Source organism: Caballeronia sordidicola (assembly GCF_000729995.1).
Lineage (GTDB): Bacteria > Pseudomonadota > Gammaproteobacteria > Burkholderiales > Burkholderiaceae > Caballeronia > Caballeronia sordidicola_A.
Map to the genome: position 1 here is coordinate 245,611 of NZ_JNFG01000007.1, position 13,947 is coordinate 259,557.

Here is a 13,947-nt window from a genome sequence, read left to right on the forward strand (position 1 = left end):
CGGGGCCACGGCGCGCACCAGCACGGCGTGGCCCACCCGCCCCGCTCAATGGCGCATCAGCGCCCACAGCAGCAACGCCAGCAATAGCACCGCGACCAACTGCCAGAACAGCACCGGATCGCTCTCGAGCAAGGGCCTGCGCCGAGCCGGCGCCATCGCGTCTCGACCCTTCGAAAAACGATCGAGATCAGCGCAAACTTCAACCACGTCCTGATACCTGCGCGCCGGATCGGGTTGCAACGCTTTCTCCAGCACCAAGTCGAGCCATTGCGGCGCGTCCGGTCGATATTGATACAGTGGCACGCGGCCATTAAATCCGTAAGGCAGCTTGCCGCCGCTGAACAGCCGGTACAGGGTCACGCCATACGCGAACACCTCGGAGCGAGCATCACCTTGCTCGCCTTTCATCAACTCAGGCGCCATATAAGCGGGCGAGCCCGGTGCGGTGCCGGCGTCCGGCAACTGCATGCCTGGCATATAGCCGAAACCGAGATCGAGCAGGCGCGTGTTATCGCCCTGCATCACCAAAACGTTCTCGGGTTTGATATCGCGATGGAAGATATTGCGGCGATTCAGCGCGCCGATCGAATGACCCAGTTGCCGCGCAATCTCGAGCGCACGCGGCAACGCGATGGGCTGAGGTGCCGCAAGCAGTTTTTCGAGCGTGACGCCTGCGCCGAGCGGCATCACCACATAGAGCCGGGTTTGCCGGTCGGCATCGACCGGCATTGGCGCGAGCACGCCTTCGTCGCCGATCTTGCCGGCCAGCCAGCGCTCGCGCACGATCGACTGACGAACGTTCTCGTCCTGCGAGACACGCGGCTTGGGAAACTTGAGCGCCAGCGGCGTGTTCGGATCGGCCAGATCGTAGCCGGCGAAAATCCGCGAATAGAAGCCATCGCTCAACACGCTCTTGAGCAGATAGCCATCGACAACATTGCCGGCGTCGGGCACCGCCGGAATCGGCAAGGCACCGACCACCCGCTCCAGGTAACCGACATCAAGCAAAGGCAGGTCGCCCACATCAAGCACCGCGCTCGTCACGTCGTCCTGCGAGCCGAGTGTCACCGCCAGCGCGCCGAGCCGGCGTGCAGTGTCGAGCGCACTGCCGCCCGCCGCCAGTACTCTCTGCAGCTCGCGCATTGGCACGCGGCGATAGAGCCCGTCGGAGCACATCAGCAAGCGATCACCCTCGCGCAACTCAAGCGTCTCGATGCGAGTCACCAGCGCCGGATGCATGCCGACCGCATGCGCCACATAGGAACCGAATGCGACCGGAATCACGTCGTCGTCGCCGAGCTGGGTCAGTTGACCATCGCGCAGCAGATAGAGCCGCACGTCGCCGGCCGCCACCAGATACGCAGTAGCCCGGCGCACGATCAGCGCCGCAAAGGACGCAGCCATCTGGTTCAGCGCGGGATCGACGCGGCCGATCTGATGCAGCCAGCCGTGTATTGCCCCGAGCGCACGCGCAGCGGCCACGCCGGGCTGCAAGGTGTCGGGGAGCCCGTAATAGGCATCTATAAAAGTCCGCACCGAGAGTTCGGCCGCGACCCGCCCGCCCTTGCTGCCGCTCACGCCATCGGCCAGGGCGATCACACTGCCACGCGCGACGCGCGCCGCCAGATTGCCGAGCATCACGCCGACGTAGTCTTCGTTGATGTAGTCTTCGTCGTTGTGACCCTGCCCGCGGACGCGGGCAGGGCAAGAGACACAACCGATCTCGAGAGCAGCGCACTCGCCGCGCTCCGGCCGCAACTGCAGGTCGATTTCCTGGCAGTCCATTCCGCGACGGCTGGCGGGCCTTCCCTCCGGATCGTCTGGCATCCGGACCGTGTCCGGTGCAGGCAAGCTATCCAGGGAGAAGGGTTCAGCCATTTACTTTTTGCCGTGGGTCATGACGTCGCTTATTTCCAGATCGTGCTCGATCTTCTCGAGCACCTGCGGCGAGCGCTTCTTGAGCATCATCAACCAGATTGCGCCAACCAGCATATACGCAACGAACAGATACGGCAGGATGTTATACGGATAATCGGGCACCGGATACACGCTGCCGATCACCGCACCAACCATTGCCAGTGCGCCGAGCACGCCCCACACCACGTTGATCGTCTTGAGCTCGCCCTGCTTCTTCAGGTAGACCGGCGCCGCGATTGCGACCAGAAAATACGTGACCAGGAAACCAAAAGTCGCGAACGTGCTGGTATAGCCGAAGGTGTTGAGCGGACCCGTGCCGAGCATCGCAATGCACACCACGAAGGTCACGATCGAGGAAAACGCAACGGCCAGGTACGGCGTCTGGTGCGTGCGGTGCACCATACCCATCGAGCGGTGCACGAACTGGTAGCGGCCCATCGAATACAGCAGGCGGCTGGACGAGTTGATGCACGCAAGCACGCACGAGAACGCGCTGACCGAGGCGATGAGATAAAACACCGGACCCAGCGGCGAGGCGCCAACGCTCGTGAGCAAGGTGCTGAGCACGGCCGAATCGCCGCCGAGCTTGGTTGCATCGTCGTGGTAGGCGATCGTCATCGAATAGGCCACGAACATAAAGAACAGGCCCGACAGGATCACGCTCCAGACCACCGCACGCGGAATCACGCGCAGCGGGTTCTTGGTTTCCTGGCCGAGCGAGGCCGCGCTTTCGAAACCCACGTACGAGAAGATGCCGAGCACCATGCCCTGTGCCATGCCCTTGCCGCTCACGCCCTGCAGCCCCAGTTGCGTATGGTCGACAATATGGTCCGGATGCAGTGCGAGCACATAGATCAGCACACCGCCAACGATCACCACCGAAGCGGCTTCAATCGCGAGCGACAAACGCGAGGAAAGCTTCACGTCACGTGCCGAGAAGAACCAGGCCACGCCGATAAAGACCGTATAGACGGCCCATGACGGGATATTGATGCCCCAGGCCGAAAACGCGTTCTGCACGAACATCACGCCTGCGGCGCCCACCCCCATCGCCGTGCCCACGTAAGCCGCGATCAAGCCCCAGCCGGCAATGCCTCCAGCCATCGGTCCAAGCGCGCGCGAGATATAGATAAAGAACGAACCGGCCGACGCTATCCGGCTCGAGAGCGCGATGATGCTCATGCTCACCAGCAGCAGGCCGATGGTCGAAAGACCATAAATCAACCAGGTCCCCGCGCCGGCCAGCGCCGCGATCGCCGTCACGTTGATCGACGGCGTGAAGGTCGGAGAAACGTTCGCGATGGATTGGCCGATCACCTCGGCAAAACCTAAAGTACCGGCTCGCAGGCTGCCGGATGATGCCGGCGCCGCTTGCGTGCTGCTTTGCTGCGTGCTCATGTTGGGCTCCTTACAGATTGGTGAATCAAAGTTGAATGCGCCCAGGTTCCTCGCCGCTCCCTGCAACAACATCCATCGTGGTTTAAAAAAGCTACACGCAACGCATGTGATCAAGCCATGCAACGCGCTTTTGAACCTGATTGCAGCGCGTTTCGAGCTTGTCTTCAATGAAACTGGAATTTTATTGACGGGCAATAAAGATTCCCCCTGTGAAACCGTTCACATGCGACTCTTCACGGTGATCTGCGGTTCTTTCCCTGTCCTTGAGGCCAAAAAAGCAAACCAGTCACGATCAACGGGAAAGCCAAGGCAACGTTTGTGCCATGTTCATAGTGGGAATCAAAAGTTCCCTACAATAAACGCTTTGCGCGCAGCGAACCGCTGCCGTTATTCAGGCTGAAGAGGTCGCTGGCTTGACTGCGGTGCACATCTTCATTGCGGTTGGTGCGACTTTGCACAAGAACGGGGTGTGGGGTTAAGCAGCATTAAAAGCAACGCTTATGCAAAATCGAACTGGAGTGCTTCCAGCGTGCGCAACGACGCTTTACGCAAGCTTCGTAAGACCGGCTGACCCTCCGTGGCGCGCGCTTCGTTATCGTGACGCGCACGTTCGCGCTTTGTTTGTAGCCGTTCTGTAAGCGTCAGCCAAGGCCAAATCGCAGCCACCGAAGACGAATTCACGCGGATCTCGAATGGTCGCTTCAAGGGCTGCCACGTCATACGGCATTTTCTCGCGCCGCAAGCCGGCGTCCCCCGGAAAACGAAGGACGGAAAATCAGACCATGATCGGGCTCGATGACACTGCCGTTTCGATAAGCCATCCTGATTATTTTTGCAAAATGTCATGATCGCGACAAAACCCTTAAGCTAATTCTCTGCCGGTGAGACATTTACTTTGCACTACGACAATTCATCGCTACGCAACCTGATAGCAATGCAACTTTCCCCATGACCAGTCAAAAGGGTCTCATACAGAAGGCGCCACGGTTGCCGCGGGTTCTTTTGTATCGCTTCGCCACACATGCCCGCCTGCTGTCTCGAAACGGCACACCCCACTGAACACTTCGGCCGCGGCGCGGATCAGCAGATCAGTCGAACAAACCTGTGCCAGGCATGCCCCGCATGGCAAAGGTGCGCCTCTGGCACATATCTCGCGTATGAACATATACCGGCAGCCGACAGAATGCGCCGAATACATTGAACGACCTACGAGGCAAACGCCAACGTCGCACGAAAGCGCGGTGTCGGTCCGAGACCGTGAGCAAGAAGAAACCGGTTCGCATCACCCGATGCTTCCACAAGGAGATCGACTAATGAGCAAGACAATGAAAGCCGCAGTGGTCCGCGCCTTCGGCCAGCCGTTGGAGATTGAGGAAGTGGCTGTGCCAACGCCGGGCACAGGGCAGGTTCTCGTCAAGATCGAGGCATGCGGGGTCTGTCATACCGACCTGCACGCCGCCGAGGGCGACTGGCCGCTCAAGCCCAACCCGCCCTTCATACCGGGGCATGAAGGTGTGGGCTATGTTGCCGAGGTCGGCGCAGGGGTGAAGCATGTCAAGGCCGGCGACCGGGTCGGCGTTCCGTGGCTGTACTCCGCCTGCGGCCATTGCGAGCATTGTCTCGGCGGCTGGGAGACTTTGTGCGAATCGCAACAGAATACGGGCTACTCGGTGAATGGCGGTTTCGCCGAATACGCGCTGGCCGACGCGGACTACGTCGGCCACCTGCCGAAGGGGATAGGCTTCGTAGAGATCGCGCCTATCCTGTGCGCCGGCGTCACCGTCTACAAGGGGCTCAAAGTCACTAATACCAAGCCCGGCGACTGGGTTGTCATCTCCGGCATAGGGGGCTTGGGCCACATGGCGGTCCAATATGCGAAAGCGATGGGGCTCAACGTCGCCGCGGTCGATATCGACGATGCCAAGCTCGCGCTCGCCAAGCGCCTCGGAGCCACCCTCACCGTCAACGCGAAGACCACCGATCCGGTCGCCTTTATCAAAAAGGAAATTGGTGGTGCACACGGTGTGCTGGTCACCGCGGTGTCGCCGAAGGCCTTCTCGCAAGCACTGGGCATGGTGCGACGAGGCGGTACGGTCGCGCTGAACGGCTTGCCGCCGGGGGACTTCCCGTTGCCGATCTTCGATGTCGTGCTCGGCGGCATCACCGTGCGCGGCTCCATAGTCGGCACACGGCTCGATCTGCAGGAGTCACTGATCTTCGCCGAAGAGGGAAAGGTCAAGGCCACCGTCTCCACCGACAGCCTCGACAATATCAACAAGGTGTTCGAGCGCATGCGTCTTGGCGATATCGAAGGCCGGGTCGTGCTCGATCTCGCACTGTAGGGCGCCCGAAGCAAAGCGGTGGGCCGGGCGCGGGCTTGGTCGAGAAACCCGCTCCGCCCGCAGACCATGGGCTATCCCTATGGGGGTTTTACGCTCGTACGTGCCGAAGTTCAGTTCGTCGAGAGCCGGCGTCCGCCGCCCTCGAGTGCAGTGGTCCCCCTTCACTAGCGGGGACTTACCTTATAAGCTTGCAAAGCTCTTGACATCGTAAATTTGGCTTCGTAAATTCGTCTCCACTGAGTCGCCATGGTTTATGGCGGCTCCACGGCAACGATGCCGTGCTACATATGAAAGGCTATGCAGCCCCTGAACTTGCGTCCAACGCTGGTTCGGGGGCTTTTTGTTTTTGGGAGACGAAATCGTGATGTTGCAGTACAACCCCGCAGAACGTGAATTCGAAGGCCCCGTCATCGCATGCGTCCAGATGGAGCCGCGGATCGGAGCGAAGCGCGATAACGTGGATCGCTCGATCCGGCATATTGAAACCGCCGCAAGAAACGGCGCGTCGTTAGTGGTCCTGCCCGAGTTATCCAACACCGGATACGTCTTTGCGGACCGCGACGAAGCTTTCTCCCTGGCAGAAGCGCTGCCGGACGGGGAAACCGCTCAGGTCTTTGCCGAGGCGGCGCAGCGCCTCGGCATTCATATTGTCGCCGGGGTCGCCGAGCGGGCGGGGACGCGTCTATACAACTCAGCCCTCTTCGCCGGCCCATCGGGTCACATCGGCGTTTATCGCAAACTGCATCTCTGGAACAACGAAAATCTCTTCTTCGAGCCCGGTGACCTTGGCGTGCCGGTGTTCGACACGCCCTTGGGGCGCATCGCGATGGCGATCTGCTATGACGGGTGGTTTCCCGAAACATATCGACTGGCGGCCGTGCAAGGCGCGGACATCGTTTGCGTGCCGACGAACTGGGTGCCGATGCCAGCACAGCCAGATGATCGTCCAGCCATGGCAACGACGCTCACCATGGCGGCTGCGCACAGCAACGGCATGGCGATCGCCTGTGCAAACCGGATCGGGACCGAACGCGGCCAGCCGTTTATCGGCCAGAGCCTCATTGTGGGTGGCGATGGCTGGCCCGTGGCAGGGCCGGCCAGCAGCGACTGCGAAGAAATCCTCTATGCAGCGATCGATCTGAAACGCACACGCTCCGGGCGCACGCTCAACGCTTTCAATCAGGTGCTGCGCGATCGGCGTGCTGACGCGTACAACCCGATGCTGGGCACTGGCTCGCCTTCCTCTTGCTCGTGATACATCCACCGGCGCCTGCATGTTCCTCGAAATCCAACCCGACCACTATGAAGGAAACTCCATGAGTCAGTTCACGAAGAAAATCCTTGCTACCACCATCGCGGCAATCGTCGGTGTCAGCACTTGCATCAACGTGTTTGCGGCCGACCCGATCAAGATCGGCGTCGCAGTCGGGTTGTCGGGCGCCAATAGCGTGGTCGCGCCGGCCGTGGTCCAGTCTTCGCAGCTTGCCGTCGAAGAAATCAACGCCACGGGCGGCATCCTGGGTCGCCAGGTCGAACTCGAAATCACAGACGACGCGTCTGGCGCGGTCGGTGCGCAGAAGGCATACGACACGCTGGTTTTCCAGAAGAACGTCGACGCCGTGATTTCCATGGAAACCAGTGCCGCGCGCAATGCGGCTCTTCCCATCCTGGCGCGTGGCAAGAAGCCGTTGATCTATACGTCGTTCTATGAAGGCCGGTCGTGCAGCCCGTGGATGTACGTCAACGGTTGGGTACCGGAACAACAGGTCGCACCGGTCGTGGACTACTTCGCGAAAAGCAAGGGCGCCAAAACCTTCTACCTGGTCGGCAATGACTATGCCTTCGGCCGAGGCATGCTCGATTTCACCAGGAAGTACATCGAGCAGCACGGTGGCAAGGTCGTCGGCGTTGAGTACCTGCCGATCGACGGTACTGACTGGACGCCGATTCTTTCCAAGATCCGCTCAGTTCATCCCGACGCCCTCATCAGTGCAACTGCGGGTGGTGCACCGAACGTCGCTCTCGCCAAGCAGTTGAACGCTTCGGGGCTAACGCTGCCGTACGGCAATCTGGCCATCGACGAAGGGACCGCCAGGAGCATGGGTGACGTCGCCACGGGCATATATATGTCGGGCTCCTACCTGACGAGTATTGACACGCCCGGGAACAAGAAATTTCTCGCGGCCATGGACAAGCGGTTCGGCAAGGATCTGAAGACGCCAAATGAACTGTCCGAGCCGCAATACGAGGCCTTCTTCCTATACAAGGCCGCAGTCGAGAAGGCGGGTTCCACCGATTCGGCGAAGGTGATCAAGGCGCTGGGCGAGGTGTCATTCGACGGTCCGCGCGGTCCGGTAAAGATGGACAAGAGCCGGCATACGCCGCTCGCAATGCGCCTGGGTCAGATTCAGGCGGACGGGTCGGTCAAGATCCTGCAAACTTTTTCGGAAGTGGACCCGGGCGCTCAGTGTCCGAACATCAAGTAGACGGAATTTGGAACTAAGCATCCGCCCGATACCTGGCTGCGGTCAATGTGCAGGGGCGGATGTGACTGGAGACGACAATGGTCCTAGCACTTGATATTTTCACAACCGCGGCCGTGCTGTTCATCGTGACGGCGGGGTTGATGGTGATTTTCGGCGTCATGAAAATCGTCAATTTTGCCCACGGCGCATTGCTGACGACAGGCGCCTACGCCAGCTTCGTAGTGACGCAGTTGAAGCTGAATCCGTGGGTCAGCTTGCCGCTCGCGCTGGTGGTCGGTACCGCGGCAGGCATGGTCGTCGAACAGGTGATCGTGCGCCCGCTCTACAAGCGCCCACTCGACGCGATCCTCGCCACCTGGGGCCTGGGAATCGTGATTGCACAGCTCATCGTGATGGCCTTTGGTCGCGAGGTCCAGTTCGTGGAAACGCCGCTGAAAGGGGCCTTTTCCATCGCAGGGACTGAGTATTCCGCTTATCGCCTGTTGCTGATCCCGATCGCGCTCGGTCTCTGCGCCCTCATGACCGCGCTTTTCACGGGAACGCGCTTTGGCGTCAAGACCCGTGCGGTAATCATGAATGAGGACCTGGCCCGGGGGCTCGGCATTCATTCCGGCCGCATTCGATTCATTACGTTCAGTATCGGCGCCGCGCTGGGTTCCCTGGCCGGCGCGCTCATTACCCCGTTGTCGAGCGTCGATCCCGACATGGGGCTGACCTGGCTGGTGAGCGCCTTCATGCTGGTCATGGTCTCTGGTTACTCGATGGTCAGCCTGCTGCTCACTTGCCTTGTATTTGGCGCTTGCCAGGTTCTGGTCAGCACGTTCGTCAGCCCGGTACTGGGTGGACTGACCATTGCCGTGCTGGCCGCGCTCACGCTGCGCATTCGCCCGAAGGGGTTCTCTCATGGCTAAAATCAACGCGTCGCCAGATCGTGCCGGCGGTTATTGCGCGCAGGGCGACGAGCGAGTACGCAACCGGCGGGGGATGCATGGGCGCGGCTTGATCATGGCAGGCGGCTTCGGCGTTCTGCTGCTGGCTGCAGGTCCGTTCGTCTTCGGCACGTATCTGCTGAACGTCCTGATTCAGGCATTCTTCTTCTCGATAGTCGCAGTGACGGTGGACATCCTGTGGGGGTACGCGGGGTACCTGACGTTCGGGCAATCGGCATTCTTCGGCCTCGGTGCCTACGCGGCCGGCCTGGTCTTCACGCACGGCGGTTTCACCGCTGGTTACGTGGTGCTGGCGCTGGGCGCGGCCATCGTGGTGACTGCGGCCGTTGCTGCACTGCTCGGCTGGCTGTCGTTCTATCGAGGCGCCTCGCCGTTTTTCGCGACGGTGATGTCGCTCGTGCTGCCGATCGTCCTCAGTCAGTTGCTGCTGTCCGGCGGCCAATGGACTGGCTCGAGTTCAGGGCTCACCGGCTACGAGACGTTCGATCTTTCTCTCCCGGCGTGGTACTGGATCGCCGGAGCGGCCTTGCTGGTCGTCGCCACGCTGGCCTGGCTATTCGTGCGCAGCGATGGCGGCCGCGTGCTGGCGGCCATTCGCGACAATGAATCACGCTGCTCGTACCTGGGTATCAATACGTCGCTCGTCAAGATCATCCTGCTGGTTGCGACTGCGGTCATCGCCGGTCTCGCAGGCTTCGGCTACGGATCGTTTAGCGGCGTGGTCGCGCCTGAACTGACCGGGTTTGTCCTCGGCACCCAACTGATCATCTGGGTCGCACTCGGTGGCAGGGGAACGCTGTGGGGGCCGGTTATCGGCGCGCTCCTGATCAATGTTGGAACAGCCTATCTCAGCGGCAGCATGCCATTTGCGTGGCAACTCATCCTCGGCGCCGCATTTGTGACGGTGATCGTATTGCTGCCGCAAGGGCTGGTGCCGCTGCTTCTGCAGCCATTGCGCCACCTGGCTGGCAGGAGTGCCGGACCTGAACTGGTCGAGCGGGCTCTAAGGACGGAGTACAAGCAGGCATTGTCCAAACCAGCGCTGCAAATGAACGGCGTCGCCAAGAATTTTGGCAGCCTCAAGGTGCTGCAAGGCATCGACCTGAGCGCTGACGCGGGCGAGTTGGTTGGACTTATCGGGCCGAACGGCGCCGGCAAGACGACGCTCATGCGCTGCATGAGCGACGGAGCCGAGCGCTCTGCCGGTACGGTCGTGCTGTGTGACAACGATATCCGGCAACTGCCCCCGGACCAGTGCGTGCGCTTTGGGTTAGGGCGCAAGTTCCAGAACGCAAACGTCTTCGAGACGCTCACCGTGGCGGAGTGTCTGCGAATCGCGGGGACGATCATCGAACGGCCTTCACTCTTCAAACGCTCGACTACCCTTGCCTTGCCGCCGTATGCAATGGAGGTTGTCCGTACCACTCGCCTCGATCAGAAGCTGGGCACTGTGGCCAGTGATCTCTCGCACGGGGAACAGCAGGCGCTGGAGCTGGCCATGGTGCTTGCGCTGGAGCCACGGATCGTACTGCTCGACGAGCCCACAGCGGGATTGACCAAGACAGAGCGCACGCAAATCGGCAATGTGCTGGCCGCGCTGGCGCATCAATACAAGCTCTGTTGTCTGTTAGTCGAGCACGACCTCGATTTCGTCGCCGAAATTGCCACCCGCATCGTGGTCCTGCATCAGGGCCGCATTGTGATGCAAGGCAACTTCGACGAAGTGGTCAACTCGGAGCTGGTCAAGACGATCTATGCCGGAACCGCGCAAAACGCCGGATCCGACGGGAGCACGACACATCGGGAGGCGTCATGAGTCAGATTGCGTTGGACCTGCAGGACGTGACCAGCGGCTACAAGGCTTCGGTTGTACTTCGCAATCTGTCGATGACCGTCGCCAATGGTGAGGCCGTCGCCTTGCTCGGCAAGAACGGCATGGGCAAGACCACATTGCTCAAGACGATCATGGGCTATCTGCCGAAGAAAACCGGCGCTATCAGCGTTCGTGGGCAGGACATTACCCGCATGGCGCCTCATCGGATCGCCCGGGCAGGCATTGCCTACGCACCCCAGGAACATGCGTTGTTCCAGGATCTCAGTATCCGCGACAACTTGCGCCTGGGGCTTGCCAAAGTATCTGTGTTCGACGAACGCTTTGCCGAAATCGAACCGATTTTCCCGGTGTTCAAGAGCCGGTTGAAGCAATTCGCCGGCACACTCTCGGGCGGTGAACAGAAGATGCTCCTGGTGGCACGCGCGCTCATGATGCGCCCGTTGATCATCCTGCTTGACGAAATCACGGAAGGGTTGCAGCCGTCCGTGATCGACCGGTTAGCCGAAGCACTACTATGGGAACGCAGCCGGCACGGCACTACCCTCTTGCTGATCGAGCAGAACGTGCCTTTCGCGCTGAAGGTCGCCGACCGCTACGCCGTGCTCAAGCAAGGCGAGATCATCGACCACGGAAATGCGAAGGACGACGCTGCGGCGGCATCGATCTTCGAACACCTGCGCGTCTGACGCGGATGATCACCGCCCGCAGCACGATCCAAAGCTACGAAGCGTATCAGGCGTTGGGATTCGAGTACGATCATCATCGTGCATCCGTCGAGCGGGCAATCGCTGCACCCGCCAGACGTTTTCCCTCGATGTAGGGAAGCACGAAGCAATACACGGAGGAAACAGATGGGCACGAACTCGCAGCTGTCGGCCGGCCCGGTGTCTGCAGACAGCGGATGGCGCATCGGCGTCCTGTACTCCCGCACGGGAGTGACCGCGGCGACTGAATCAGAGCACTTTTGCGGCACCGCCCTCGCGATCGAGGAGGTCAACGCGGCCGGTGGCGTCGATGGGCGTCTGCTTGATCCGGTCGTGTACGATCCGAAGAGCGATCCCGACGAATATCGTCGGCTCGCCACGCGGATGCTTCAGGAAGACGACGTGACGGTGATTTTCGGCTGCTCGACTTCGTCAAGCCGAAAAGCGGTGCTGCCGGTCATCGAGCGCAACAACGCGCTGCTATGGTATTGCTCGATCTACGAAGGATTCGAATATTCGCCGAACGTGATCTACACAGGGGCGGTGCCGAACCAGAACAGCATGCAACTGGCGGCGTATCTGCTGCGCAATCACGGCCAGCGGTTTTTCCTGGTGGGCACCGACTATATCTATCCTCGAGAATCGAACCGGATCATGCGAGACATGGTCGAGGAGCATGGCGGCGAAATCGTGGAAGAACTTTATTTACCCAGCGATGCAGATCCCTCAGCATTGGAGGAAGTCGTCCGGCAGATCAAGGCCATGGAGCCCGACGTGGTTTTCTCCACCCTGATCGGCCGGGGTGCGCGCGCCTTTTATCAGTTGTACCGCGAGCACGGTATCGACCCTGCGCGCATCCCGATCGCAAGCCTGACGATGACGGAAGGCGAAACGCGGATGATCGGTCCCGAACTGTGTGGCAGCCACATCATCTCTGCCAGCTATGTCAACACGCTGAAGCACGAGAGCAACAAGCGCTTCCTGGCATCCTGGCAAGCGAGATTCGGAGACCAGCCGGCCAGCATGTGGTCCGAGATGGCGTACAACCAGGTCCACCTCTTTGCACTGGCGTTGGCCCGTACCCGAAGTCTCGACACGGCAAAGCTGGTGGAGGCCGTCCACGAGGTCGAGTTCGATTCGCCGGAAGGTCTGCTCAAAATCGATCCGGAGAACAACCACGCGATCCTGACCCCTCGCATTGCGGTATGTCGATCGGACGGCTCGTTCGATATAGTATGGGAGGGCCGTAGTCCGATTAAACCCGACCCCTACCTGACATCGTACGGATTCGCAGAATTCTGGCTCGACGGAGACCCGGCATGAGCACAGGCGCTCGTCGGCTATTTGACGACCTACGCACACTACGCGTCCTCGTGATCCATCCGCCCGGGGACGACCGCAGCGTCCTGGAGGAGCAATTGCGCCGGATTGGCTGTCCAGTGCGTATTCTCTGGCCGTTTCCGTCTCAACTGCCCGTAGATGTCGACGCCATTTTTTTTCTCGTCGGTCCCGAAACGCGCAGCGCAGGAAATTGGTGTGCGGCCGACACCGAAGCGACTCTTATCGCATTGTCCGACTATGAGAATCCAACCGCGTTGAAAATGCTGGTGGATACACAAGCGCATGGCGTGATCACGAAGCCGTACCGATCCACCGGCATTCTCAGCACCCTGGTGCTCGCGCGCGCATCGTCAGGCTATCAGCATCGACTGCACAACAAGATCGGCAAGCTTGAGGAAGCGATCAAGGCGAGACGTCACATCGAGAAGGCCATTCGCCTCCTCATGGAGGCGCACCGGCTAAGCGAAAATGAAGCGTACGAGCACATTCGTTCACGCGCCACGACCCTCCGGATCACTGTAGGCGAGATCGCTACGATGGTGATTGATGCTCATGAGGCAATGGAAAAACTCGGCCTTGCCAAGGGACCGAAGCCGTGAGGCATCGTCATGCCAAAGGACTGCTGCGGTGAAACCACCTCGCGCGTAGAGCCAATTCGGATACGGCCGGGAAGCAGAACAAAAAGAGGAAGAAAACCGTGCCGGAAATCGGTATGGCTAAGTTTGTGGTGTGCGGCAGAGGCGCTGGTGTTCGACTAACATATTGGCGAACCCACGGCACTTTCGGACCAACCGAGGCGCAGACGCCATGCGCTCGACACTAGGGAATGCCTACCGTTGAGCCACTGGCGCCCAGCGTCGTAGAATCGTGGCACATCGGTTTTGGGGGCCCAGCAATGCGTCTGGCTTCTCGTTGCGATATCCACCGCGAATTCAGCCACGATACCCGGCTACGCCAGGCGTATCGACGCCCGGC

General features: G+C 60.4%; 10 protein-coding genes. 8 read left to right on the top strand and 2 right to left on the bottom strand.

What is annotated here, in order from left to right:
• Positions 1-45 precede the first annotated feature (45 nt).
• Entirely contained in the window at positions 46-1,878 is a 1,833-nt protein-coding gene (locus FH08_RS0108140) for a bifunctional protein-serine/threonine kinase/phosphatase (protein WP_081889390.1), read from the bottom strand.
• Complete coding sequence (locus FH08_RS0108145; protein WP_031357861.1) at positions 1,879-3,315, bottom strand: APC family permease; 1,437 nt, start codon at positions 3,313-3,315, stop codon at positions 1,879-1,881. It abuts the gene before it with no gap.
• Positions 3,316-4,628: 1,313 nt separating this feature from the next.
• On the opposite strand from FH08_RS0108145, the gene adhP reads away from it, so the two are divergent.
• The 8 genes from adhP to FH08_RS0108195 all read left to right on the top strand — a co-directional run bounded on the left by adhP (position 4,629) and on the right by FH08_RS0108195 (position 13,571).
• Positions 4,629-5,657 carry an alcohol dehydrogenase AdhP gene (adhP, locus tag FH08_RS0108155; RefSeq protein WP_031357863.1) on the top strand — a complete coding sequence of 343 codons (1,029 nt, stop codon included), beginning with the start codon at positions 4,629-4,631 and terminating at the stop codon, positions 5,655-5,657.
• A 364-nt stretch (positions 5,658-6,021) separates the two neighbouring features.
• Positions 6,022-6,912 carry a nitrilase family protein gene (locus FH08_RS0108160; RefSeq protein ID WP_031357864.1) on the top strand — a complete coding sequence of 297 codons (891 nt, stop codon included), beginning with the start codon at positions 6,022-6,024 and terminating at the stop codon, positions 6,910-6,912.
• 61 nt (positions 6,913-6,973) lie between these two features.
• Positions 6,974-8,143 (top strand): substrate-binding protein, encoded by a 1,170-nt coding sequence (locus tag FH08_RS0108165; protein WP_031357865.1) that lies wholly within the window; start codon positions 6,974-6,976, stop codon positions 8,141-8,143.
• A gap of 77 nt (positions 8,144-8,220) precedes the next feature.
• The gene (locus FH08_RS0108170) at positions 8,221-9,054 is read left to right on the top strand and encodes a branched-chain amino acid ABC transporter permease (protein ID WP_031357866.1); all 834 of its coding nucleotides are present in this window, start codon (positions 8,221-8,223) and stop codon (positions 9,052-9,054) included.
• A 73-nt stretch (positions 9,055-9,127) separates the two neighbouring features.
• Positions 9,128-10,909: an ABC transporter permease subunit gene (locus FH08_RS0108175; protein WP_419177989.1), complete on the top strand. Its 1,782-nt coding sequence runs from the start codon at positions 9,128-9,130 to the stop codon at positions 10,907-10,909.
• Positions 10,906-11,613: an ABC transporter ATP-binding protein gene (locus FH08_RS0108180; protein ID WP_031357868.1), complete on the top strand. Its 708-nt coding sequence runs from the start codon at positions 10,906-10,908 to the stop codon at positions 11,611-11,613. Before FH08_RS0108175 ends, FH08_RS0108180 begins: the two co-directional genes overlap by 4 nt.
• A gap of 165 nt (positions 11,614-11,778) precedes the next feature.
• The gene (locus FH08_RS0108190) at positions 11,779-12,954 is read left to right on the top strand and encodes a transporter substrate-binding domain-containing protein (protein ID WP_031357869.1); all 1,176 of its coding nucleotides are present in this window, start codon (positions 11,779-11,781) and stop codon (positions 12,952-12,954) included.
• Complete coding sequence (locus FH08_RS0108195) at positions 12,951-13,571, top strand: ANTAR domain-containing response regulator (RefSeq protein WP_031357870.1); 621 nt, start codon at positions 12,951-12,953, stop codon at positions 13,569-13,571. Before FH08_RS0108190 ends, FH08_RS0108195 begins: the two co-directional genes overlap by 4 nt.
• Positions 13,572-13,947 lie beyond the last annotated feature (376 nt).